This is a genomic window from Citrobacter sp. Igbk 17, assembly GCF_028069775.1.
Taxonomy (GTDB): Bacteria; Pseudomonadota; Gammaproteobacteria; order Enterobacterales; family Enterobacteriaceae; genus Citrobacter.
The window spans coordinates 80,378-103,743 of the sequence record NZ_JANEWI010000005.1 but is presented as its reverse complement, the minus strand read 5'-3'; the positions used below and the strand labels follow the sequence as shown (position 1 = coordinate 103,743).

The 23,366-nt window shown below is 51.6% G+C and carries 20 protein-coding genes and 2 tRNA genes; 16 read left to right on the top strand and 6 right to left on the bottom strand.

Features of this window, described 5'->3' with window-relative positions; all coding sequences use genetic code 11:
* Window positions 1-92 precede the first annotated feature (92 nt).
* The gene (gene ispB / locus NNO08_RS04865) at window positions 93-1,064 is read right to left on the bottom strand and encodes an octaprenyl diphosphate synthase (protein WP_271449025.1); all 972 of its coding nucleotides are present in this window, start codon (window positions 1,062-1,064) and stop codon (window positions 93-95) included.
* 258 nt (window positions 1,065-1,322) lie between these two features.
* On the opposite strand from ispB, the gene rplU reads away from it, so the two are divergent.
* The 4 genes from rplU to cgtA all read left to right on the top strand — a co-directional run bounded on the left by rplU (window position 1,323) and on the right by cgtA (window position 4,192).
* Window positions 1,323-1,634, top strand: a complete 312-nt coding sequence (gene rplU, locus NNO08_RS04860; protein ID WP_003025032.1) for a 50S ribosomal protein L21 — start codon at window positions 1,323-1,325, stop codon at window positions 1,632-1,634.
* A gap of 19 nt (window positions 1,635-1,653) precedes the next feature.
* Window positions 1,654-1,911 (top strand): 50S ribosomal protein L27, encoded by a 258-nt coding sequence (gene rpmA, locus NNO08_RS04855; protein ID WP_003025030.1) that lies wholly within the window; start codon window positions 1,654-1,656, stop codon window positions 1,909-1,911.
* A 127-nt stretch (window positions 1,912-2,038) separates the two neighbouring features.
* Window positions 2,039-3,004, top strand: a complete 966-nt coding sequence (locus tag NNO08_RS04850; RefSeq protein WP_199970411.1) for a DMT family transporter — start codon at window positions 2,039-2,041, stop codon at window positions 3,002-3,004.
* 15 nt (window positions 3,005-3,019) lie between these two features.
* Window positions 3,020-4,192 (top strand): Obg family GTPase CgtA, encoded by a 1,173-nt coding sequence (cgtA, locus tag NNO08_RS04845; RefSeq protein ID WP_003828732.1) that lies wholly within the window; start codon window positions 3,020-3,022, stop codon window positions 4,190-4,192.
* Between the two features lie 130 nt (window positions 4,193-4,322).
* Here the strand turns inward: cgtA and dacB are convergent, their stop codons facing one another.
* Window positions 4,323-5,756: a serine-type D-Ala-D-Ala carboxypeptidase gene (gene dacB, locus NNO08_RS04840; RefSeq protein ID WP_271449026.1), complete on the bottom strand. Its 1,434-nt coding sequence runs from the start codon at window positions 5,754-5,756 to the stop codon at window positions 4,323-4,325.
* A 248-nt stretch (window positions 5,757-6,004) separates the two neighbouring features.
* On the opposite strand from dacB, the gene greA reads away from it, so the two are divergent.
* Window positions 6,005-6,481 carry a transcription elongation factor GreA gene (gene greA / locus NNO08_RS04835; RefSeq protein WP_003025019.1) on the top strand — a complete coding sequence of 159 codons (477 nt, stop codon included), beginning with the start codon at window positions 6,005-6,007 and terminating at the stop codon, window positions 6,479-6,481.
* A gap of 213 nt (window positions 6,482-6,694) precedes the next feature.
* On the opposite strand, the gene yhbY is transcribed toward greA, so the two are convergent.
* Window positions 6,695-6,988: a ribosome assembly RNA-binding protein YhbY gene (yhbY, locus tag NNO08_RS04830; RefSeq protein ID WP_003025016.1), complete on the bottom strand. Its 294-nt coding sequence runs from the start codon at window positions 6,986-6,988 to the stop codon at window positions 6,695-6,697.
* Window positions 6,989-7,113: 125 nt separating this feature from the next.
* Here yhbY and rlmE point away from each other — a divergent pair, with 125 nt between their 5' ends.
* The 4 genes from rlmE (at window position 7,114) to glmM (ending at window position 12,052) form a co-directional block, all read left to right on the top strand.
* The gene (gene rlmE, locus NNO08_RS04825; protein ID WP_137382431.1) at window positions 7,114-7,743 is read left to right on the top strand and encodes a 23S rRNA (uridine(2552)-2'-O)-methyltransferase RlmE; all 630 of its coding nucleotides are present in this window, start codon (window positions 7,114-7,116) and stop codon (window positions 7,741-7,743) included.
* 99 nt (window positions 7,744-7,842) lie between these two features.
* Window positions 7,843-9,774, top strand: coding sequence for an ATP-dependent zinc metalloprotease FtsH (ftsH, locus tag NNO08_RS04820; protein WP_271449027.1), 1,932 nt, complete (start codon window positions 7,843-7,845; stop codon window positions 9,772-9,774).
* 99 nt (window positions 9,775-9,873) lie between these two features.
* A complete protein-coding gene (folP, locus tag NNO08_RS04815) occupies window positions 9,874-10,722 on the top strand; it encodes a dihydropteroate synthase (protein ID WP_048213410.1) in 849 nt (282 codons plus the stop codon).
* The gene (gene glmM, locus NNO08_RS04810; protein ID WP_101741911.1) at window positions 10,715-12,052 is read left to right on the top strand and encodes a phosphoglucosamine mutase; all 1,338 of its coding nucleotides are present in this window, start codon (window positions 10,715-10,717) and stop codon (window positions 12,050-12,052) included. Before folP ends, glmM begins: the two co-directional genes overlap by 8 nt.
* Window positions 12,053-12,101: 49 nt before the next feature.
* On the opposite strand, the gene dcuC is transcribed toward glmM, so the two are convergent.
* Both dcuC and iadA read right to left on the bottom strand, forming a co-directional pair.
* Window positions 12,102-13,568 (bottom strand): C4-dicarboxylate transporter DcuC, encoded by a 1,467-nt coding sequence (gene dcuC, locus NNO08_RS04805; RefSeq protein WP_271456279.1) that lies wholly within the window; start codon window positions 13,566-13,568, stop codon window positions 12,102-12,104.
* Window positions 13,569-13,578: 10 nt separating this feature from the next.
* Window positions 13,579-14,712: a beta-aspartyl-peptidase gene (gene iadA, locus NNO08_RS04800; protein WP_271440742.1), complete on the bottom strand. Its 1,134-nt coding sequence runs from the start codon at window positions 14,710-14,712 to the stop codon at window positions 13,579-13,581.
* Between the two features lie 148 nt (window positions 14,713-14,860).
* On the opposite strand from iadA, the gene NNO08_RS04795 reads away from it, so the two are divergent.
* The 3 genes from NNO08_RS04795 to NNO08_RS04785 all read left to right on the top strand — a co-directional run bounded on the left by NNO08_RS04795 (window position 14,861) and on the right by NNO08_RS04785 (window position 16,355).
* The gene (locus tag NNO08_RS04795) at window positions 14,861-15,754 is read left to right on the top strand and encodes a LysR family transcriptional regulator (protein ID WP_271454101.1); all 894 of its coding nucleotides are present in this window, start codon (window positions 14,861-14,863) and stop codon (window positions 15,752-15,754) included.
* Window positions 15,755-15,922: 168 nt separating this feature from the next.
* Window positions 15,923-16,255 (top strand): preprotein translocase subunit SecG, encoded by a 333-nt coding sequence (gene secG / locus NNO08_RS04790; protein WP_006687886.1) that lies wholly within the window; start codon window positions 15,923-15,925, stop codon window positions 16,253-16,255.
* Between the two features lie 13 nt (window positions 16,256-16,268).
* Window positions 16,269-16,355: transfer RNA gene (locus NNO08_RS04785), tRNA-Leu, on the top strand.
* A gap of 209 nt (window positions 16,356-16,564) precedes the next feature.
* On the opposite strand, the gene argG is transcribed toward NNO08_RS04785, so the two are convergent.
* Window positions 16,565-17,908 carry an argininosuccinate synthase gene (gene argG / locus NNO08_RS04780; protein WP_005131837.1) on the bottom strand — a complete coding sequence of 448 codons (1,344 nt, stop codon included), beginning with the start codon at window positions 17,906-17,908 and terminating at the stop codon, window positions 16,565-16,567.
* A 345-nt stretch (window positions 17,909-18,253) separates the two neighbouring features.
* Here argG and NNO08_RS04775 point away from each other — a divergent pair.
* From NNO08_RS04775 to infB, 4 genes are all read left to right on the top strand, one after another.
* Window positions 18,254-18,330: transfer RNA gene (locus tag NNO08_RS04775), tRNA-Met, on the top strand.
* A 207-nt stretch (window positions 18,331-18,537) separates the two neighbouring features.
* On the top strand, window positions 18,538-18,990 hold the full coding sequence (gene rimP, locus NNO08_RS04770; RefSeq protein WP_003024996.1) for a ribosome maturation factor RimP: 453 nt from the start codon (window positions 18,538-18,540) through the stop codon (window positions 18,988-18,990).
* A 28-nt stretch (window positions 18,991-19,018) separates the two neighbouring features.
* The gene (nusA, locus tag NNO08_RS04765) at window positions 19,019-20,506 is read left to right on the top strand and encodes a transcription termination factor NusA (RefSeq protein WP_260861734.1); all 1,488 of its coding nucleotides are present in this window, start codon (window positions 19,019-19,021) and stop codon (window positions 20,504-20,506) included.
* Between the two features lie 24 nt (window positions 20,507-20,530).
* Window positions 20,531-23,221 carry a translation initiation factor IF-2 gene (gene infB, locus NNO08_RS04760; RefSeq protein ID WP_271440740.1) on the top strand — a complete coding sequence of 897 codons (2,691 nt, stop codon included), beginning with the start codon at window positions 20,531-20,533 and terminating at the stop codon, window positions 23,219-23,221.
* The last annotated feature ends 145 nt before the right edge of the window (window positions 23,222-23,366 follow it).

The window sequence follows — 23,366 nt, the reverse complement described above, 5'->3', positions numbered from 1 at the left end:
TGCGAGTGGGTTTGCTATTTTGTAGATCTTATTGGAATATATAAGAGCACCCCATGTACTGCACGGGGTGCTGGGAAGTGAGATGAGGGAAATTAACGGTCGCGCTGTACGGCGATATGCGCCAGGCCAATCAGGGCTTCTTTCCACGGAGTATCTGGAAGTACCTGAAGTGCCTCGATGGCTTTGTCAGCCTCTTCTTCGGCGCGTTGACGGGTCCATTCCAGTGACCCGCAAGCATTCATCGCTTCCAGAACCGGCTCCAGCAGGTGGCGACCATTACCTTGCTCAATCGCCTGGCGAATCATTTGCGCCTGCTCAGGGGTGCCGTGGCGCATCGCATGCAGCAGCGGTAGCGTAGGTTTACCTTCGTTGAGGTCATCACCCACGTTTTTACCCAACTGCTCGCCATCTGCGCTGTAATCCAGTAAATCGTCGATAAGCTGGAAAGCGGTACCGAGGTAACGGCCATAATCCTGCAGGCCTTTCTCTTGCTCATCGCTACAACCTGCAAGGATACCTGAGCATTGGGCCGCGGCTTCAAACAGACGAGCCGTCTTGCTGTAGATGACACGCATATAGTTTTCTTCGGTGATATCCGGGTCGTTGACGTTCATTAACTGCAGGACTTCGCCTTCAGCAATAACGTTGACCGCTTTAGACATCACTTCCAGCACTTTCAGGGAGCCGAGGCTGGTCATCATCTGAAAGGCGCGGGTATAGATAAAATCGCCGACCAGAACGCTGGCAGCATTGCCAAACGCTGCGTTTGCCGTGGCTTTCCCTCGGCGCATATCGGATTCATCCACTACATCGTCATGAAGCAGGGTCGCGGTGTGGATAAACTCGATTAAGGCAGCGATCGTGACGTGGGCATTTTCCTGATAACCAACGGCACGCGCCGCGAGTACGGCGATCATTGGGCGAATGCGTTTTCCGCCGCCGCTCACGATGTAGTACCCCAATTGATTGATCAACTGGACGTCGGAATTGAGCTGTTCAAGGATTGTCGCATTGACCCCCGCCATATCTTGCGCGGTTAACTCATTGATTTTTTCTAAATTCATCGCAAAAGCCGGGCTTCTCGCCCCGATTACCTCACTATTTGAGAAGGTAACGTCGGGTTTAGGGTTAGAAATATATGCTGATTGTACTGAAAAAACGCCGCAGATAAACGTTACGGTACACGTTGTGTTTTTTTTCTTCATGTATTGACGGTAGCACTTGTCAAAGGCTCGCGTTTTGCGTAATATTCGCGCCCTATTGTGAATATTTATAGCGCACTCTGAATCATCAAAAAGGTGTGCGCGGAAGCGGAGTTTTTTATGTACGCGGTTTTCCAAAGTGGTGGTAAACAACACCGAGTAAGCGAAGGTCAGACCGTTCGCCTGGAAAAGCTGGACATCGCAACTGGCGAATCTGTTGAATTCGCTGAAGTTCTGATGATCGCAAACGGTGAAGAAGTCAAAATCGGCGTTCCTTTCGTTGATGGCGGCGTTATCAAAGCTGAAGTCGTTGCTCACGGTCGTGGCGAGAAAGTTAAAATTGTTAAGTTTCGTCGTCGTAAACACTACCGTAAGCAGCAGGGCCATCGTCAGTGGTTCACTGATGTGAAAATCACTGGCATCAGCGCTTAAGTTAAGGGGAGCAGATTAAATGGCACATAAAAAGGCTGGCGGCTCGACTCGTAACGGTCGCGATTCAGAAGCTAAACGTCTGGGCGTAAAACGCTTCGGCGGTGAAACAGTTCTGGCTGGTAGCATCATCGTTCGTCAACGTGGTACTAAATTCCACGCTGGCTCCAACGTTGGTTGCGGCAAAGACCACACTCTGTTTGCTAAAGCAGACGGTAAAGTGAAATTTGAAGTGAAAGGCCCGAAAAACCGTAAATTCATCAGCATTGTTGCTGAATAAGTTTTTCGCGTCCCGGTAACGGATAAAAGCCCCGCAACACGTTGCGGGGCTTTTTACATTCGACGACCGGTAAATATGCTCGTCGCGCCGTGATAACCCGGAAACGAGCCCTTGCAGGGAATACGGCATGAAGCAGCAGGCAGGTATTGGTATTCTTTTAGCACTCACGACAGCTGTCTGTTGGGGGGCTTTACCAATAGCGATGAAGCAAGTGCTGGAGGTGATGGAACCTCCTACCGTCGTGTTCTACCGTTTTTTAATGGCAAGCATTGGCCTTGGCGCTATTCTTGCGGTTAAAAAAAAGCTCCCTCCATTGCGTATTTTTCGCAAAGCGCGTTGGCTGGTGCTGTTGGCTATTGCCACGGGTGGACTGTTCGGTAACTTCATTCTGTTTAGTTCGTCTTTGCAATATTTGAGCCCAACGGCTTCGCAGGTTATCGGTCAACTGTCACCTGTTGGCATGATGATCGCCAGCGTCTTTATCCTGAAGGAGAAGATGCGCGGCACGCAGATTATTGGCGCTATTATGCTTCTGAGCGGATTGGTGTTGTTTTTTAATACCAGTCTGATCGAAATTTTTACCCGGCTGACCGATTACACCTGGGGCGTGATCTTTGGTGTCGGTGCCGCGACGGTTTGGGTGTGTTATGGGGTCGCGCAAAAGGTGTTATTGCGCCGCCTGGCATCACCGCAGATCCTGTTTTTACTGTACACTTTATGTACGATAGCGTTGTTGCCGCTGGCTAAACCCGGTGTAATAACGCAACTCAGCGACTGGCAGCTTGCCTGCCTCGTGTTCTGCGGCCTGAATACACTGGTAGGATACGGTGCCCTTGCGGAAGCAATGGCTCGCTGGCAGGCGGCACAGGTGAGCGCCATAATTACGCTCACACCGCTGTTTACGTTGTTATTTTCAGATTTATTATCACTGGCCTGGCCCGATTTCTTCGCCAGACCGATGCTAAACCTTTTAGGTTATCTCGGTGCGTTTATCGTGGTTGCGGGCGCGATGTATTCCGCCATTGGTCATCGAATTTGGGGCGGTTTACGTAAGCATGAAACGGTGGTTTCGCAACCCCGCTCAGGCGAATGATTTACGGAGAGTAAAATGAAGTTTGTTGATGAAGCATCGATTCTGGTCGTTGCAGGCGATGGCGGTAACGGTTGTGTCAGCTTCCGCCGCGAAAAATACATCCCGAAAGGCGGTCCGGACGGTGGTGACGGTGGTGATGGCGGTGACGTCTGGCTGGAAGCCGACGAAAACCTGAACACGCTGATCGATTACCGTTTTGAAAAGTCATTCCGTGCGGAACGTGGTCAGAATGGCGCAAGCCGTGATTGCACCGGCAAGCGTGGTAAAGACGTTACCATCAAAGTGCCAGTAGGGACACGCGTCATCGACCAGGGTACGGGCGAAACGATGGGCGACATGACCAAACACGGTCAGCGTCTGATGGTCGCTAAAGGTGGTTGGCACGGCCTGGGTAACACCCGTTTTAAATCGTCGGTCAACCGTACCCCGCGTCAGAAAACGATGGGTACACCTGGCGATAAGCGTGACCTGATGCTGGAGCTGATGCTGTTAGCCGATGTCGGTATGCTGGGTATGCCAAACGCCGGTAAATCGACGTTTATCCGCGCGGTATCTGCGGCGAAACCGAAAGTGGCGGATTATCCGTTCACCACGCTGGTACCGAGCCTCGGCGTTGTGCGTATGGACAACGAAAAGAGCTTCGTGGTTGCTGACATCCCAGGTCTGATTGAAGGCGCTGCTGAAGGCGCTGGTCTCGGTATTCGCTTCCTGAAGCATCTGGAACGTTGCCGCGTACTGCTGCACCTCATTGATATCGATCCGATTGACGGTTCCGATCCGGTAGAAAACGCCCGTATCATTATTGGCGAACTGGAAAAATACAGTCAGGATCTGGCGTCTAAACCGCGCTGGTTAGTGTTCAACAAAATTGATTTGATGGACAAAGCTGAAGCGGAAGAAAAAGCGAAAGCCATCGCTGAAGCGCTGGGCTGGGAAGGTAAATATTACCTGATCTCTGCCGCCAGCCAGCTGGGTGTGAAGGATCTTTGCTGGGATGTGATGACCTTTATCATTGAGAACCCAATCGTTCAGGCTGAAGAAGCGAAACAGCCGGAGAAAGTTGAGTTCATGTGGGATGATTATCACCGTCAGCAGCTCGCTGAAGTCGAAGACGAAGCGGAAGATGACTGGGATGACGATTGGGACGAAGACGACGAAGAAGGCGTTGAGTTCATCTACAAGCGTTAATCTCGTAGCCGGATGGCGCTTACGCTTATCCGGCCTACAAAAGCCAACGGGCCGCATTTGCGGCCCGTTTTGTTATGTTCTTTGTAGGCCGGATAAGACGCGTTAGCGTCGCCATCCGGCAATAATGCACTCAGTTATTCTGATATATATCTTTGTACAACCGACTCTCGAAGCGTACCAGTGGAATACGGCGGTTGCGCTGGTCTGCAGGCTCTACCGCATAGCCAGACAGGTACTGCACGAAGGCCATGCGTTGCCCGCTGGCGGTGGTGATGAACCCCGCGAGGTTATATACCCCTTGCAGTGAGCCTGTTTTCGCGGAAACCTTGCCATCAACACCAGCCTGATGCAGGCCTGCACGGTATTGCAGGGAGCCATCGTGGCCAGCCAGTGGCAGCATCGTGATAAAGTTGAGCTCATTGTCATGCTGCGCGATGTATTGCAGCACCTGCATCATGGTGGCGGGGGCAATCAGGTTATGGCGAGAGAGGCCAGAGCCATCGGCAATAATCGTGTTGCCGATATCGACGCCCGCCTGCTGACGCAGGATCTGACGTACGGCATCTGAACCTGCCCGCCAGGTGCCAGGTACGTTAAATCGCGCATGGCCAATCATGCGAAAAACGGTGTCGGCAATCATGTTGTCTGATTTTTTCAGCATAATCTTAAGCAGATCATGCAATGGTGCTGATTGTTTGCTGGCGACGACGGTACCCGGCTCGTTGACCTGAGTCTGACGCAGCAGTGTGCCGCTGTAGGTAATACCCGCTTGTTTTAGCTCATCTTTAAGAATGGCTCCGGCATAGCTGGCACCGTCCTGAATAGCAAACGCCAGTGGCAACGGTTCGGCGCGCTGCGGCAGACACCCGGTCAGCGTAAAGCGGTTCAAATCACCGGGTACCACGTCCAGTTCACAATATTGCGCTTCCGCAGAACCACGTGCGAGGGTGCGAACCTGGCTGAACATAGTCACCGGGTAGTAAGAGGCCACGCGAATATACGCCAAATCGTTGGCTTTTTGTGCGCTGTAGAGCGATACAGAGAAGCAATTTCGGTCGACAATCGCCGCTGCTGGCGGAGCGCTAAAACATTGCGTCATGTCGTTCCAGGGCCAGCCGGGCGCTTTATCATGGCTGGCAAAAATGGAGGTGTCTATCAGGACATTTCCGGCAATTTGCGTCACCCCTGATTTTTTCAGAGTTGCTACCATATTGCGAATATCCTGACGTTTTAACGTCGGATCGGCACCAAATCTCGCAACTAAGTCACCTTTCAATATCCCATTTTCTACGTTGCCTTTTGTCTCAAGCGTCGTGGTGAAACGGAAATCAGGTCCGAGTTGAATCAATGCCGCCAGAGCGGTGATCACTTTCTGGGTACTGGCTGGGAGCGCCATCTGCTGGCTATGGTAATCAATCGTGGGCGCAGGCGCGCCAACCTTCTGTACCATAAGGGCGAGGTTGGCCCCGGCAGGAAGCTGGTTGATGTACTCGTCGACATTCGCAGCCTGAACGCTGAACGCTATACTGGCAGTTAATCCAATGGCAAATCTGGGAAATCGCATAATCTCGCGCTAACAACCTGGAAACAGGCCGTCATACTACGGCGCAACGCCCTAAAAAGTAAACGATGACCCATAGGGAACTCCAGGGTAAAATGAACATCAAATAGAGAATTGTAGCTGACCTGGGACCTCGTGCCCCGGGTCGGTATTTTTTTGCTTCTGACTCTGGCATGGCGTATGCCAGGGTGGGCTTAGCAGCCGGGGTGAGGACAACCACCCCCTACAGGAATGTTCAAGAGGTATAACAAATGCAAGCTATCCCGATGACCTTACGCGGTGCTGAAAAACTGCGCGAAGAACTGGATTTTCTCAAATCTGTGCGTCGCCCTGAAATTATTGCCGCGATCGCGGAAGCGCGTGAACACGGTGACCTGAAAGAGAACGCGGAGTATCACGCGGCTCGTGAACAGCAGGGATTCTGCGAAGGTCGCATTAAAGATATTGAAGCCAAACTGTCTAACGCGCAGGTTATTGACGTCACTAAAATGCCAAATAACGGCCGCGTTGTGTTCGGTGCGACGGTTACCGTTCTGAATCTTGATAACGATGAAGAGCAGACCTGGCGCATTGTGGGCGATGATGAGGCCGATTTTAAACAAAACCTGATTTCGGTGAACTCACCTATTGCTCGCGGCCTGATTGGTAAAGAGCAGGATGACGTGGTGGTTATCAAAACGCCGGGCGGTGAAGTTGAGTATGAAGTGACGAAGGTCGAATACCTGTAAGAATTTCCCAATACACACATCCTGGTTCACGTTGCATACGCGTTGGCTGTGCTCGAATTATTTAGTGTATCTGTAAGATGTTGATGTATTGTAAAGAAAGGAAAAAGGCCGCATAGCGGCCTTTTATCAACGAAGAGAGCGTGGCATTTTGCTCTCCTGCTAGCGGAAATTCCCGCGTTTTACACAAACTTCGTGTTCAACTTTGGGATATTCTTAGCGTGGCAGCGAGATTTTACGTTCTTTAGTCGGGCGATACAGTACCAGCGTTTTGCCGATGACCTGTACATTACAGGCGCCGGTTTCGCGTACGATAGCTTCCACGATCAAGGTTTTAGTATCGCGATCTTCCGAGGCGATTTTCACCTTGATAAGCTCATGGTGCTCTAACGCTTGTTCAATCTCGGCCAGTACCCCTTCGGTCAAACCATTATTGCCAAGCATAACTACAGGCTTGAGCGGATGTGCCAGACCTTTCAGGTGCTGTTTTTGTTTAGTACTCAGATTCATCGTATATTTTTGCTTACGTTGGGATTGAAAACGGGTCATTCTACCGCCATCTCCCATATATCGCCAAATAGCTGTGTAGATATTTACACCATTGGTTACGATGAACTGCCCGATGGGAAAGTGAAATGACAGGTAAAAAGCGTTCTGCCAGCTCGAGTCGCTGGCTTCAGGAACACTTTAGCGATAAATATGTTCAACAGGCACAGAAAAAGGGGTTACGTTCCCGCGCCTGGTTTAAACTTGATGAAATACAGCAAAGTGACAAAATTTTTAAACCGGGGATGACGATTGTTGACCTCGGCGCTGCACCCGGTGGCTGGTCGCAATATGCGGTTACGCAGATCGGAAACAGCGGCCGCATTATCGCTTGCGATCTTTTACCTATGGATCCAATCGTTGGTGTGGACTTCCTTCAGGGCGACTTTCGTGATGAATTAGTCCTGAAAGCGTTACTTGAGCGTGTAGGTGACAGTAAAGTACAAGTTGTCATGTCTGATATGGCGCCAAATATGTGTGGAACACCGGCGGTGGATATTCCCCGGGCCATGTATCTGGTTGAACTGGCACTTGGAATGGCTCGTGATGTATTAGCACCAGGTGGTAGTTTTGTAGTGAAGGTGTTCCAGGGCGAAGGCTTCGATGAGTATCTAAGAGACATTCGCTCCCTGTTTACGAAGGTCAAAGTTCGTAAGCCGGACTCTTCTCGCGCCCGTTCGCGTGAAGTGTACATTGTAGCGACCGGGCGTAAACCATAACCGGTAGATTTCAAACGAAAGTTTGAAAGACACTGGATATAGAGTATCCTGACGCTGTTTTTAACACAGTTGTAATATGAGGTTAATCCCTTGAGTGACATGGCGAAAAACCTAATACTCTGGCTGGTCATTGCCGTTGTGCTGATGTCAGTATTCCAGAGCTTTGGGCCCAGCGAGTCTAATGGCCGTAAGGTTGATTACTCTACCTTCCTGCAAGAGGTCAATCAGGACCAGGTTCGTGAAGCGCGTATCAACGGACGTGAGATTAACGTTACCAAGAAAGATAGTAACCGTTACACGACCTACATTCCGGTTAACGATCCGAAGCTGCTTGATAACCTGCTGACCAAAAACGTCAAGGTTGTTGGCGAGCCGCCTGAAGAGCCGAGCCTGCTGGCTTCTATCTTCATTTCCTGGTTCCCAATGCTGCTGCTGATTGGTGTCTGGATCTTCTTTATGCGTCAAATGCAGGGCGGTGGTGGCAAAGGTGCCATGTCGTTCGGTAAGAGCAAAGCGCGCATGTTGACCGAAGATCAGATCAAAACCACTTTTGCTGATGTCGCGGGTTGTGACGAAGCGAAAGAAGAGGTCGCTGAACTGGTTGAATACCTGCGCGAACCGAGCCGTTTCCAGAAACTGGGCGGTAAGATCCCGAAAGGCGTCCTGATGGTTGGTCCTCCGGGTACAGGTAAAACCCTGCTGGCAAAAGCTATCGCAGGTGAAGCGAAGGTTCCATTCTTCACAATTTCCGGTTCTGATTTCGTGGAAATGTTCGTCGGTGTGGGCGCATCTCGTGTGCGTGACATGTTCGAACAAGCCAAGAAAGCGGCACCGTGCATCATCTTCATCGATGAAATCGACGCCGTAGGTCGCCAGCGTGGCGCTGGTCTGGGTGGCGGTCACGATGAACGTGAACAGACGCTGAACCAGATGCTGGTTGAGATGGACGGCTTCGAAGGTAACGAAGGTATTATCGTTATCGCGGCAACTAACCGTCCTGACGTTCTTGACCCTGCGCTGCTGCGTCCAGGCCGTTTTGACCGTCAGGTTGTTGTTGGTCTGCCGGACGTTCGCGGTCGTGAACAGATTCTGAAAGTGCATATGCGTCGCGTACCGCTGTCTCCGGATATCGATGCGGCAATCATTGCTCGTGGTACGCCTGGTTTCTCAGGTGCGGACCTGGCGAACCTGGTGAACGAAGCGGCACTGTTTGCAGCGCGTGGCAACAAGCGTGTTGTATCGATGGTTGAGTTCGAGAAAGCGAAAGACAAAATCATGATGGGTGCGGAACGTCGCTCCATGGTGATGACGGAAGCGCAGAAAGAATCCACCGCGTACCACGAAGCTGGCCACGCGATTATCGGTCGCCTGGTACCGGAGCACGATCCGGTGCACAAAGTGACGATTATTCCGCGCGGTCGTGCGCTGGGTGTCACCTTCTTCCTGCCTGAAGGCGACGCAATTAGCGCCAGTCGTCAGAAACTGGAAAGTCAGATCTCCACGCTGTACGGCGGTCGTCTGGCAGAAGAGATCATCTACGGTGCTGAACATGTTTCTACCGGTGCGTCCAACGACATTAAAGTCGCGACGAACCTGGCGCGTAACATGGTCACTCAGTGGGGCTTCTCTGACAAACTGGGGCCGTTGCTGTACGCGGAAGAAGAAGGTGAAGTGTTCCTCGGTCGTTCTGTGGCGAAAGCTAAACATATGTCCGATGAAACCGCGCGTATTATCGATCAGGAAGTGAAATTGCTGATTGAACGCAACTATGACCGTGCTCGCCGTCTGTTGAACGACAACCTGGACATTCTGCACTCGATGAAAGATGCGCTCATGAAATATGAGACCATCGATGCACCGCAGATTGATGATCTGATGGCTCGCCGCGATGTACGTCCGCCAGCGGGTTGGGAAGAGTCTGGTTCATCTAACAACTCTGGCAACAATGGCACCCCGAGTGCTCCGCGTCCGGCTGAAGAGCCGCGTACGCCGAACCCGGGCAACATGTCAGAGCAGTTAGGCGACAAATAAGTTATCGTCATCTGATGACCATGTTTTAATTGAAAACCCTGGGGCTTGCTCCGGGGTTTTTCTTATCTGCTTACTCACGATTTTACCAGGGATAACACTATGAAACTCTTTGCTCAGGGATCTTCGCTGGATCTCAGCCATCCCCACGTCATGGGGATTTTAAACGTCACACCAGACTCTTTTTCTGATGGTGGAGCGCACAACTCCCTGGTTGAGGCGGTAAAACACGCAAATCTGATGATTAACGCAGGGGCGACTATCATTGATGTGGGTGGTGAGTCTACGCGACCGGGAGCGGCGGATGTTAGCGTGGAAGAAGAACTGCAGCGTGTAATCCCGGTTGTTGAGGCAATTGCTCAACGTTTTGAAGTATGGATTTCCGTCGATACCTCAAAACCAGAGGTCATTCGTGAGTGCGCCAGAGTAGGGGCGCATATCATTAACGATATACGTTCGCTCTCGGAGCCGGGCGCGCTGGAAGCTGCGGCTGAAACTGGATTACCGGTTTGCCTGATGCACATGCAGGGACAGCCGAAAACTATGCAGGAAGCGCCGAAGTATGAGGATGTGTTTGCTGAGGTAAATCGTTACTTTGTTGAGCAAATAGCACGTTGTGAACGGGCCGGAATCACAAAAGATAAATTGCTACTCGACCCAGGATTCGGATTCGGTAAAAATCTTACTCACAACTACACATTGCTGGCACGTCTGGCGGAATTTCATCATTTTAATCTGCCGCTGCTGGTAGGGATGTCACGAAAATCAATGGTTGGCCAATTGCTCAATGTGGGTCCATCTGAGCGTTTGAGCGGCAGCCTTGCATGCGCGGTCATTGCCGCAATGCAGGGGGCGCAGATTATTCGTGTCCATGACGTCAAAGAAACCGTAGAAGCGATGCGTGTGGTGGAAGCCACATTGTCTGCAAAGGAAAACAAACGCTATGAGTAATCGTAAATATTTTGGCACCGATGGGATTCGTGGTCGTGTAGGCGACGCTCCAATCACCCCTGACTTTGTGCTCAAGCTGGGTTGGGCGGCAGGAAAAGTGCTGGCACGTCATGGTTCACGTAAAATCATTATCGGTAAAGATACACGTATTTCCGGCTATATGCTGGAATCTGCGCTGGAAGCGGGCTTGGCTGCCGCGGGGTTGTCAGCTTCTTTCACAGGCCCCATGCCAACACCTGCCGTCGCTTATCTGACGCGTGCTTTCCGTGCTGAAGCCGGGATTGTTATCTCCGCTTCGCACAACCCATTTTATGACAACGGGATTAAATTCTTCTCCATCGACGGAACCAAACTGCCGGATGCAGTTGAAGAAGCCATTGAAGCGGAGATGGAAAAAGCAATCACCTGCGTGGATTCGGCTGAGCTGGGTAAAGCCAGTCGTATTGTCGATGCTGCCGGGCGCTATATTGAGTTCTGCAAAGGCACATTCCCGAATGAACTGAGCCTGAACGAGCTTAAAATTGTGGTGGACTGCGCTAACGGTGCAACGTACCACATTGCGCCAAATGTACTGCGCGAGCTGGGTGCTAACGTCATTGCGATTGGCTGTGAGCCAAACGGTGTAAACATCAATGAAGAAGTCGGCGCGACCGATGTTCGTGCGCTGCAGGCGCGCGTCATCGCGGAAAAAGCCGATTTGGGGATTGCGCTGGACGGTGACGGCGACCGCGTCATTATGGTTGATCACGAAGGTAATAAAGTCGACGGCGACCAGATCATGTACATCATCGCTCGTGAAGCGCTGCGCCAGGGGCAACTGCGCGGTGGCGCGGTGGGTACTCTGATGAGCAACATGGGACTGGAGCTGGCGCTGAAACAACTGGGCATTCCGTTTGCCCGTGCGAAAGTAGGCGACCGTTATGTGCTGGAAAAAATGCAGGAAAAAGGCTGGCGTATTGGTGCGGAAAACTCAGGTCATGTGATCCTGCTGGATAAAACGACCACGGGCGACGGTATTGTGGCGGGTCTGCAGGTATTGGCAGCGATGGTGCGTAACCATATGAGTTTGCACGATCTGTGCAGCGGCATGAAAATGTTCCCGCAACTGCTGGTTAACGTACGTTACACCGCAGGCAGTGGCGATCCGCTGGAACATGAAAGCGTGAAAGCGGTGATGGCAGAGGTTGAAGCGGCACTGGGTAACCGTGGACGCGTACTGCTGCGTAAGTCGGGCACAGAGCCATTAATCCGTGTGATGGTTGAAGGTGAAGACGAAGCACAGGTTACGGAGTTTGCGCACCGCATTGCGGATGCAGTGAAAGCCGTTTAACCCTATCCATAAGTGCAAAAGCCGGAGTCTGAGAGACTCCGGCTTTTTTTTACTGTACTGCAAGCGGTTGTTTACGTTGGCGCTGCCAGAAGTAGCCACTGATCATCAATAGGACGAGGACGGCCAGCCACGGGAGAACCGCCAACAAGTGCCCGGATCGGGCGAATGTCAGTGCAATCATCAGCAACCATCCTCCCAGCATCGGAATTGCGGTGCGTTTAACGATATCCACCGGTGATACACCTGCGATCCCGGCGATGGCGATAATCACGCCGGCAATAGGCGACAACGTCCGTCCAATGCCCGCTGAGATCTGAATCGGCAGCATCATAACCGCCACGTCGCTGCCAATATGGCGGCTGATATCCGGCACCATCGGGGCGAAGGAGAAAAATGCTGCATTCCCAGAGCCCATTAACGCTGAAATCGCAAAGGTGATTAGCGTCATCAGCAAGATTATGGACGCTGCGCTGAGGCCAAATTCTCCTGAGAGTGACAGCAGCGCATCAACCGCGCCAATCGCTTTCAGACCGGCGGAGAAAACTTCACCGGCGATAATCAGCGTGACTACCGTGGCAAACACACTGCCCATACTGTCGAAAACTTTTTGTACGCCAGCCATCACTTCGCGAGCTTTACGATGGCGGCAATATTCGCATATCAGAGTAATGGCCAGGCTTATCAGTACGGCGGTATCCAGCGTAATTTTGAGTGAGCTGAACAGCAAATCACTGCACGCCAGCATTAAAACCAGCGGTAACATTGGCAGGAACAGCCAGGCAACCGGCGCTTCGGCTTCTTCGGTTGAGGTTAATGTCTGCATTTGCTGCGCGGCATTGTCACCACTCTCCCGGCGATCGAAAAAGCGTTGTACAACGATATGAAGCAGAGCGATGAAAAGAATAACCGGAACGACAATCGGTAACTGATCCTGAACAAAATAGTTAACTACCTCGATACCTGCCGTTTTGGCGGCGAGAACCGAGTTCCCGGAGCCCGGGCCAAATTCAACGGCACAGGTACTGGCGATAACCGCAGCGACGGCGGCGCGGCTGCAGCCAAGACGGGTCAGCAGGGGGTAAAGTGTTGCCATCAAAAGCAGACCCAGTCCGGTGGCGCTACTGATAAACAGCGACAGAAATTGGCCCAGCAGCAGGGCCAGCCCGAGCAGTAGATAAGGGGAGTTCAGACGTTGCAAGGGGCGGGATGTGACGCGCACCAGCACCTGACTTGCGCCAATAGCCGACATATAGGTGGCAAAGCCACCTATCAGCATGATTTGTAGTCCAAGACCGCCAAGACGTACGCTCAGGGTATCGCGAATAAACTCAAAGGCGTCAAAGGGACCAAATCCGGTGCTTTTTTTTACCAGGCTACTGAGAGTAGCCATCCCGCTAAAATGCGCGATAAGCAGGAGTACGATCCCGGTTAAGAGCAACACCGACTGAGGGTGATACTTTTTCAGGATCAGACGCCCGGCAAAAATAATGGCGACCAGCGCCAGTAATAATGACATTCTCAACTCCTCACTCAAAGTTGCCGGTGACCAGACACTCACCATCACGCAGCAACGGCTTTCCGGCGGCAAACAAGTGGGCCAGTGAGAGGTCGTCATTGAGCACGCAAATATCAGCTCGTTCTCCTGCGCAAAGTACGCCGCCAGAAATACCCAGTGAGCGTGCGACGTTCGCCGTCAACATCGCGATCGCCTGAGACACCGGAATACCGACATCAATCAGGCGAGGCAACAGGTTGAGGTTGCCGGCTACCGGCGCGGCACTTAGTCCTTCCACGATGCCTTGCGCATTAAAGCGCGGCACGCTGCCATTACCATCAGAGCTAATGGTGATGCGATCGGCAGGAACCTGTGATTCCAGTGCGTGGAGAATCGCTTGTTCCTGGGGCATAAATCGGCTGCCGCCAGACGTTACGTCGATATGGCCACCGCGATGTGCGAAAGCGATAGCCTGTTCGAACAATGCTTCTGTCCTCGCGACATGCGTCGGCGAAATGTGGTGAATCGGAATACCGGCATCACACAGTTCCATCAGCTGTGACATCCCTTCCGGTAGATTGCCCAGGTGTACGTGCAGCAGCCCTTTTTTTCCGGCCAGAAGTGAGGATACGCGGATGTCACTGATTATTCTTAATAACTCCTGGAAAGAGGGGTAGGAGCCACGGTGATCGGCGAGTGCGATTTTGACACCCAGGATTGCCGGGATAAATGCCATATCATCGCGAATAGATTGTGTAATTGTCGGGCTGGGTACCGCGTAGGCTCCGGTATGCATATACGCACGCAGGCCCTCCAGGTTGAGAGACTGCATTTTGGCGTACAGATCTTTCGGGGAGCGGGATATCGCATCAGTGCCCAGCACGCCGACGACCGTCGTAATACCGGCCTGAATCAGATCGCGCAGTTTGACGGCTGGCGTCCGGCTGGCAAAGCCGGCTTCACCGCCGCCGCCGGTAAGATGGACATGCTGATCGATAATTCCGGGAATTACCCACTTACCGCGGCAATCGATGACTTCTTTGACGCCATCAAAGAGTGCAATATCTTTTTCAACAGCCACAATGCGATCGGCATGTATGAGCAGGGAGCAGAGGCCTAAATCCTCTGGGGAAAATACGCGGGCATTGGTCAGTAAAGTAAACATATCGGTCCTGTCAAACGTCGAGGGTGAGAGTCGGCAGGTGAAACGGAATATTGTTGTTATGATGTCCACATTAAAGCCATTACTATAACTGTGACTATTGCCGATTTGTTATCGGTGGATACGGTTATGGCATGATGGGGAATGAGACGTGGATTCGAAGTGGTTAGAAGATTTTCTGGCGTTGAGTCAGTATGGGAATTACTCCCAGGCAGCGATACAGCGGCATATCACCCAGCCCGCGCTAAGCCGACGTATAAAGGCGCTGGAAGAGATGTTGGGGGTCCCGTTGTTTGACCGCACCACGACGCCCGTTACGCTAACCTGTTATGGCGAACGTTTTGAACCTTATGCCCGGCAAGTCCTCAGCACACTCACGGAGGCGCGCCATGACCTGTGTGCGATGATGCCAGCGACGGATAATACGTTGGTGATGGTGAGTCTGCATACGCTGTCAGTCAATATCCTGCCTGATATGATCAACTATCTGCGCCAGAGTGAACCGCAATTAAACTTCACGGTAAATGCCAGCATTCAGGGGATTGATAATCACTTTAATGCCCTGATAAACCGGCAAATTGATATGCTGGTGACGTACGATTTACCCTCTTCACAACCGGGGCTGGAGATTGCCGGAGGGCTGAAGCGTTCTTTATGGCGATATGAGCGTTTTATCCCGGTGATTTCTGCGCAACTCGCAGACAGACTGGATGATCCGCATACCCCGATCCCCTGGCTATGCTACAGCGACTACACCTTTGTCAGACGTATTATTGATCCGGCAGAACAACGAGTGCGCCCACGGTTGAAAAAAGTATTTGAGACTGGGCTAAGCGAAACAATACGAGAAATGGTACTGCGCCATATGGGAATGGCATGGTTACCCGAATCAATGGTGGCTGAGGAGTTGGTGAATCAGGAAATCATTCACTGTTGGCCAGAAAATTCGGATCTGATTTGTGAAATCCCTATTGTTGTTTGGGCAAACCTTGACGATCAGCGGTCAGTAATGCAGCGATGCTGGGATAAGTTGCTGCGTTTTTGATTGATGTGGCGATTTTTTCCGCACTTGATACAATGCTAACAAATTGCCCTTGCGAAGGTTATTCGCTTTGGTTAGTATTCACACCCGCTTCAGTGGGAAACAGTTGAAATTCCCGCTTTATTGGTCGAAGCATTGGTACGCGGCAACTCCGCAAGGAACAGGTTGATTATGCACGAAGCTCTTTTGGTAGTTTTCCTTATTGTAGCAATTGGCCTTGTTGGCTTGATCATGCTGCAGCAAGGTAAAGGCGCTGATATGGGAGCCTCTTTTGGCGCAGGCGCTTCTGGTACACTGTTTGGTTCAAGTGGTTCTGGTAACTTCATGACCCGTATGACAGCTGTGTTAGGGACTCTGTTCTTCATTATCAGTCTGGTGCTGGGTAACATGAACAGCAATAAGACCAATAAAGGAAGTGAGTGGGAAAATCTGAGTGCACCGGCGAAAACCGAGCAAACTCAGCCAGCTGCTCCGGCTCAGCCGACCAGCGATATCCCACATTAATAGTTGTATCTGTGCTGAGGTGGTGGAATTGGTAGACACGCTACCTTGAGGTGGTAGTGCCCTAACGGGCTTGTGGGTTCGAGTCCCATCCTCAGTACCAATATTCCAAAGAAAAGACGCTGCAAAGCGTCTTTTTTTTCGTCTGTTATTTGTGGCTGCTCCGTAGGCCTGATAAGCGTAGTGCCATCAGGCGATGTAATAATGTCGGATGGCGGTGTAAACACCTTATCCGACCTACGGGGACAACAGAGCATCCCTATATTCTGCGCATAAAAAAGACCGCTTTCGCGGCCTTAAGATGGTGAATATTTACTTCGCCTTGTTTTCCAGATTCTCAACCTGTGGCAGACCTGTTGCGGAAGAGGCTGTCAGCAGACCAGACTGCGCATAGCCGAACAGCTTCTCACGAGTATCGGTAATATCCAGGTTACGCATGGTCAGCTGACCGATACGATCGTCTGGCGAGAATACGGAATCACCTTTCTCCATGGTCAAACGTTCTGGCTTGTAGGTCAGGTTGTCAGACACGGTGTTAAGGATTGAATAGTCGTTACCGCGACGCAGTTCCAGCGTGACTTCGCCGGTAATCTGGCTGGCTACCCAACGTTGCAGACCATCACGCAGCATCAGCGCCTGTGAGTCGAACCAGCGGCCCTGATACAGCAGACGACCGAGCTGGCGACCGTGAGCGTGATATTGCTCAATGGTGTCTTCATTATGAATACCGGTCAGTAGACGTTCGTAAGCGATGTGCAGCAGCGCCATCCCTGGGGCTTCATAGATGCCACGGCTTTTCGCTTCAATAATACGGTTTTCGATCTGATCGCTCATGCCCAGACCGTGACGACCGCCGATGCGGTTGGCTTCCAGCATCATTTCAACATCGTCACTGAAGGTCTTACCGTTTAGCGCAACCGGATGGCCCTGTTCAAAACGTACGGTCACTTCTTCAGCCGGGATCTTCACGCTCTCATCCCAGAACTTCACACCCATAATCGGGTTGACGATTTTGACGCTGGAGTTCAGGAATTCCAGATCTTTTGCTTCGTGAGTCGCGCCGAGCATATTGGAGTCAGTGGAATACGCCTTTTCGACAGACATCTTGTAGTCGAAGCCGCAGGCGATCATAAATTCGGACATCTCATGGCGACCACCGAGTTCGTCGATAAAATCGGTATCCAGCCAGGGTTTGTAAATCTGCAATTCGGCGTTGGTTAACAGGCCATAACGATAGAAACGTTCAATATCGTTACCTTTATAGGTACTACCGTCACCCCAAATGTTTACGCCATCTTCTTTCATGGCGGCAACCAGCATAGTGCCTGTCACTGCGCGGCCCAGTGGGGTGGTATTGAAATAGGTCAGTCCGCCGGTGGTGTTGTGGAACGCACCACACTGAATAGCGGCGATCCCTTCGGCAACCAACTGCTTGCGGCAATCAACCAGGCGAGCATTCTCAGCACCATATTCCATTGCACGGCGAGGAATAGCGTCATAGTCATCCTCATCCGGCTGACCCAAATTCGCAGTATATGCATATGGGACAGCCCCTTTTTGTCGCATCCACAGCAGTGCTGCACTGGTGTCCAGGCCGCCGGAAAAAGCGATACCAATACGTTGACCTACCGGGAGATGCTTGAGAATCGTCGTCATAAAATAAAACCCTGCTTGATAGACTGGTGAAGAGGTCGGCTTTTTATGTTAATTGCATTTTTATGCAAAATAAATGAGTTTTCATTTAATCATCTTTTAAGGATGACAGGAAGAGTTTAGTGATAATTTCGTTAAATAACGCTGTGGATGGCGGATTTATCTCTCTTGTCTTCCGTTGTATTTGTGCTGGTTTGCATTCATTCATTTGCATAGTAGTAACAAGGTTGACATAACGTATAGAGGATCAATATACTGTGCGCAGATTTTACGTCCCGTCCTCGGTACCAAATCCCAGCAGTATTTGCATTTTTTACCCAAAACGAGTAAAATTTGCCACGTTTCAGGCGCGGGGTGGAGCAGCCTGGTAGCTCGTCGGGCTCATAACCCGAAGGTCGTCGGTTCAAATCCGGCCCCCGCAACCACTTTCCCTTAGAGTTCTTTTTCAAATATACTGTGAAGACTTAGGCCTTCGTAGCTGGATTTGAAAAAAATTCTTTCGGAAGGTTCTCCGAACCGCAGGTGCGGTTATAGGGTTCAGTTATCTAAAGCCCCGATTTATCGGGGTTTTTTGTTATCTGACTACAGAATAACTGGGCTTTAGGCCCTTTTTTTATGTCTTGGGGGTGGGCTTGTCCACATTAGAGCAAAAATTAACAGAGATGATTACAGCGCCAGTTGAAGCCTTGGGGTACGAGCTGGTCGGCATCGAATTTATTCGCGGTCGCACATCCACACTGCGCATCTATATTGATAGTGAAGATGGCATCAATGTTGATGATTGTGCTGATGTGAGCCATCAGGTAAGCGCGGTGATGGATGTCGAAGACCCAATCACTGTTGCCTACAACCTGGAAGTCTCCTCTCCGGGTCTCGACCGTCCTCTGTTCACGGCTGAACACTACGTGCGTTTCCTGGGTGAAGAAGTCACGCTGGTTCTTCGTATGGCGGTACAAAACCGTCGTAAATGGCAGGGCGTTATCAAAGCGGTGGACGGTGAGATGATCACGGTCACAGTCGAAGGTAAAGATGAAGTGTTCGCGCTGAGTAATATCCAGAAGGCGAACCTGGTTCCCCACTTTTAACAGTCTGGATTGAGGTGAAAAGCCCGCGATGAACAAAGAAATTTTGGCTGTTGTTGAAGCCGTATCCAACGAGAAAGCGCTGCCACGCGAGAAAATTTTTGAAGCGCTGGAAAGTGCGCTGGCTACAGCAACAAAGAAAAAATATGAACAAGAGATCGATGTCCGCGTAGAGATCGATCGTAAAAGCGGTGATTTCGATACCTTCCGTCGTTGGGTTATCGTAGAAGAAGTCACTCAGCCAACTAAAGAAATTACGCTGGAAGCAGCGCGCTTTGAAGACGAAAGTCTGAACGTTGGTGAATACGTTGAAGATCAGATCGAATCTGTCACCTTTGACCGTATCACTACTCAGACCGCGAAACAGGTTATCGTACAGAAAGTACGTGAAGCTGAACGTGCGATGGTTGTCGATCAATTCCGTGAACACGAAGGCGAAATCGTCACTGGCGTGGTGAAGAAAGTCAACCGTGACAACATTTCCCTGGATCTGGGCAGCAATGCTGAAGCTGTGATCCTGCGTGAAGACATGCTGCCGCGTGAAAACTTCCGTCCTGGCGACCGTATTCGTGGTGTTCTGTACTCTGTGCGCCCGGAAGCGCGTGGTGCGCAGCTGTTTGTGACGCGTTCCAAGCCGGAAATGCTGATCGAACTGTTCCGCATTGAAGTGCCAGAAATTGGCGAAGAAGTGATTGAAATTAAAGCGGCGGCTCGCGATCCGGGTTCTCGTGCGAAAATCGCCGTTAAGACCAACGACAAGCGTATCGATCCGGTCGGTGCCTGTGTTGGTATGCGCGGTGCGCGTGTTCAGGCAGTTTCTACCGAACTGGGCGGCGAGCGTATTGATATTGTCCTGTGGGATGATAACCCGGCGCAGTTCGTGATCAACGCAATGGCGCCAGCAGACGTCGCTTCTATCGTGGTGGATGAAGACAAACACACCATGGATATTGCGGTTGAAGCCGGTAACCTGGCTCAGGCGATTGGACGTAATGGTCAGAACGTCCGCCTGGCTTCACAACTGAGCGGTTGGGAACTCAACGTCATGACCGTTGATGATCTGCAGGCTAAGCATCAGGCTGAAGCACATGCGGCCATCGATACCTTCACCAAATATCTCGATATCGATGAAGATTTCGCGACAGTTCTGGTGGAAGAAGGTTTTGCGACGCTGGAAGAACTGGCCTACGTGCCAATGAAAGAACTGCTGGAAATTGACGGCCTCGATGAACAGACCGTTGAAGCGCTGCGCGAGCGTGCTAAAAACGCACTGACCACTCTGGCACTGGCCCAGGAAGAAAGCCTCGGTGATAACAAACCGGCTGACGATCTGCTGAATCTGGAAGGATTGGATCGTGATATGGCCTTCAAACTGGCTGCCCGTGGTGTTTGTACGCTGGAAGATCTCGCTGAACAGGGCATTGATGATCTGGCTGATATCGAAGGGTTGACCGACGAGAAAGCCGGTGAGCTGATTATGGCTGCCCGTAATATTTGCTGGTTCGGCGACGAAGCGTAATAAACTGTAGCAGGAAGGAACAGTATGACAGATGTAACCGTAAAAACGCTGGCTGCAGAGATACAGACTTCCGTGGAGCGCCTGGTACAGCAATTTGCTGATGCAGGTATCCCTAAGTCTGCTGATGACTCTGTGTCCGCACAAGAGAAACAAACCTTGCTGGCGCACCTGAACCGTGAAAATGGCTCAGCGCCGGATAAGTTGACATTGCAGCGTAAAACGCGCAGTACTCTCAATATTCCAGGTACCGGTGGAAAAAGTAAATCGGTACAAATCGAAGTCCGCAAGACACGCACCTTTGTGAAACGCGATCCGCAAGAGGCTGAACGCCTTGCCGCGGAAGAGCAGGCGCAGCGTGAAGCGGAAGAGCAAGCCCGTCGTGAGGCAGAAGAAGCTGCCAAACGCGAGGCGCAACAAAAAGCCGAACGTGAGGCCGCAGAACAAGCTAAACGTGAAGCCGCTGATAAAGCGAAACGTGAAGCTGCGGAAAAAGACAAAGTGAGCAATCAACAGACCGACGATATGACAAAAACCGCCCAGGCCGAAAAAGCCCGCCGTGAAAACGAAGCCGCAGAACTGAAGCGTAAAGCGGAAGAAGAAGCACGTCGCAAGCTTGAAGAAGAAGCGCGCCGTGTGGCTGAAGAAGCCCGTCGTATGGCAGAAGAAAACGAGAAGAATGGTGTGAATAACGCTGAACCTGTTGAAGATACCAGCGATTATCACGTCACCACCTCTCAACACGCTCGCCAGGCAGAAGACGAAAACGATCGTGAAGTTGAAGGCGGTCGTGGTCGTACTCGCAGTGCGAAAGCTGCGCGTCCGGCGAAGAAAGGCAATAAACACGCCGAATCTAAAGCTGACCGTGAAGAAGCGCGTGCAGCGGTTCGTGGCGGCAAAGGCGGTAAACAGCGTAAAGGTTCCGCGCTGCAGCAGGGCTTCCAGAAGCCGGCTCAGGCCGTTAACCGTGACGTTGTGATCGGCGAAACCATCACCGTTGGCGATCTGGCGAACAAGATGGCAGTTAAAGGTTCTCAGGTCATCAAAGCGATGATGAAACTGGGTGCCATGGCGACCATCAACCAGGTTATCGACCAGGAAACTGCACAGCTGGTTGCCGAAGAGATGGGCCACAAAGTTATCCTGCGTCGTGAAAACGAACTGGAAGAAGCGGTAATGAGCGACCGTGACACTGGTGCGGCGGCTGAACCGCGTGCACCGGTAGTGACCATCATGGGTCACGTTGACCACGGTAAAACGTCTTTGCTGGATTACATTCGTTCTACGAAAGTGGCCTCAGGCGAAGCAGGCGGCATTACTCAGCACATCGGTGCGTATCACGTTGAAACAGGTAACGGTATGATCACCTTCCTGGATACCCCGGGGCACGCCGCATTTACCTCTATGCGTGCTCGTGGTGCTCAGGCAACGGATATCGTTGTTCTGGTTGTTGCTGCAGACGACGGCGTGATGCCGCAGACCATCGAAGCTATCCAGCACGCGAAAGCGGCAGGTGTGCCAGTAGTGGTTGCAGTGAACAAGATCGATAAACCAGAAGCAGACCCAGATCGCGTTAAAAATGAACTGTCCCAGTATGGCATCATGCCGGAAGAGTGGGGCGGCGAGAGCCAGTTCGTTCACGTTTCTGCAAAAGCCGGTACCGGTATCGACGAGCTGCTGGATGCTATCCTGCTGCAGGCCGAAGTACTGGAACTGAAAGCAGTACGTAAAGGTATGGCGAGCGGTGCGGTTATCGAATCCTTCCTGGATAAAGGACGTGGTCCGGTTGCTACTGTCCTGGTTCGCGAGGGTACCCTGAACAAAGGCGATATCGTACTGTGTGGCTTCGAATACGGTCGCGTTCGTGCGATGCGTAACGAACTGGGCCAGGAAGTGCTGGAAGCAGGTCCGTCCATTCCGGTGGAAATCCTGGGTCTGTCCGGTGTTCCGGCTGCAGGTGATGAAGTGACCGTCGTTCGTGACGAGAAGAAAGCACGTGAAGTTGCGCTGTATCGTCAGGGCAAATTCCGTGAAGTTAAACTGGCCCGTCAGCAGAAATCTAAACTCGAGAACATGTTCGCTAACATGACCGAAGGCGAAGTTCACGAAGTGAACATCGTACTGAAGGCTGACGTTCAGGGTTCTGTAGAAGCGATCTCCGACTCTTTACTGAAACTGTCTACCGACGAAGTCAAAGTGAAGATCATCGGTTCTGGCGTGGGTGGTATCACCGAAACCGACGCGACGCTGGCTGCGGCATCCAACGCGATTCTGGTTGGCTTCAACGTCCGTGCTGATGCTTCTGCACGTAAAGTGATCGAATCTGAAAGCCTGGATCTGCGTTACTACTCCGTCATCTACCATCTGATCGACGAAGTGAAAGCGGCGATGAGCGGCATGCTGTCTCCGGAACTGAAACAGCAGATCATCGGTCTGGCTGAAGTTCGTGATGTGTTCAAATCACCGAAATTCGGTGCCATCGCAGGCTGTATGGTTACCGAAGGTACGATTAAGCGTCACAACCCAATCCGCGTTCTGCGCGACAACGTAGTTATCTATGAAGGTGAGCTGGAATCCCTGCGCCGCTTCAAAGATGACGTCAACGAAGTCCGTAACGGTATGGAATGTGGTATCGGCGTTAAGAACTACAATGACGTTCGCGTTGGCGATATGATCGAAGTGTTCGAGATCATCGAGATCAAACGTACAATTGCTTAAGGTTGTTCGGGTGTAGGCCGGATAAGGCGTTTACGCCGACATCCGGCAATGTAATGCCTGATGGCGCTACGCTTATCAGGCCTACAGCCTAATCACCGAATTATTTTCAAAAGGGGCTGAATGCCCCTTTTTTGTCTGGAGAATT

Excerpts from the sequence above, each read along its gene's own strand:
- ispB (WP_271449025.1), bottom strand. The coding sequence starts at position 1,064 with ATGAATTTAGAAAAAATCAATGAGTTAACCGCGCAAGATATGGCGGGG.
- rplU (WP_003025032.1), top strand. The coding sequence starts at position 1,323 with ATGTACGCGGTTTTCCAAAGTGGTGGTAAACAACACCGAGTAAGCGAA.
- rpmA (WP_003025030.1), top strand. The coding sequence starts at position 1,654 with ATGGCACATAAAAAGGCTGGCGGCTCGACTCGTAACGGTCGCGATTCA.
- NNO08_RS04850 (WP_199970411.1), top strand. The coding sequence starts at position 2,039 with ATGAAGCAGCAGGCAGGTATTGGTATTCTTTTAGCACTCACGACAGCT.
- cgtA (WP_003828732.1), top strand. The coding sequence starts at position 3,020 with ATGAAGTTTGTTGATGAAGCATCGATTCTGGTCGTTGCAGGCGATGGC.
- dacB (WP_271449026.1), bottom strand. The coding sequence starts at position 5,756 with ATGCGATTTCCCAGATTTGCCATTGGATTAACTGCCAGTATAGCGTTC.
- greA (WP_003025019.1), top strand. The coding sequence starts at position 6,005 with ATGCAAGCTATCCCGATGACCTTACGCGGTGCTGAAAAACTGCGCGAA.
- yhbY (WP_003025016.1), bottom strand. The coding sequence starts at position 6,988 with ATGAATCTGAGTACTAAACAAAAACAGCACCTGAAAGGTCTGGCACAT.
- rlmE (WP_137382431.1), top strand. The coding sequence starts at position 7,114 with ATGACAGGTAAAAAGCGTTCTGCCAGCTCGAGTCGCTGGCTTCAGGAA.
- ftsH (WP_271449027.1), top strand. The coding sequence starts at position 7,843 with ATGGCGAAAAACCTAATACTCTGGCTGGTCATTGCCGTTGTGCTGATG.
- folP (WP_048213410.1), top strand. The coding sequence starts at position 9,874 with ATGAAACTCTTTGCTCAGGGATCTTCGCTGGATCTCAGCCATCCCCAC.
- glmM (WP_101741911.1), top strand. The coding sequence starts at position 10,715 with ATGAGTAATCGTAAATATTTTGGCACCGATGGGATTCGTGGTCGTGTA.
- dcuC (WP_271456279.1), bottom strand. The coding sequence starts at position 13,568 with ATGTCATTATTACTGGCGCTGGTCGCCATTATTTTTGCCGGGCGTCTG.
- iadA (WP_271440742.1), bottom strand. The coding sequence starts at position 14,712 with ATGTTTACTTTACTGACCAATGCCCGCGTATTTTCCCCAGAGGATTTA.
- secG (WP_006687886.1), top strand. The coding sequence starts at position 15,923 with ATGCACGAAGCTCTTTTGGTAGTTTTCCTTATTGTAGCAATTGGCCTT.
- argG (WP_005131837.1), bottom strand. The coding sequence starts at position 17,908 with ATGACGACGATTCTCAAGCATCTCCCGGTAGGTCAACGTATTGGTATC.
- nusA (WP_260861734.1), top strand. The coding sequence starts at position 19,019 with ATGAACAAAGAAATTTTGGCTGTTGTTGAAGCCGTATCCAACGAGAAA.
- infB (WP_271440740.1), top strand. The coding sequence starts at position 20,531 with ATGACAGATGTAACCGTAAAAACGCTGGCTGCAGAGATACAGACTTCC.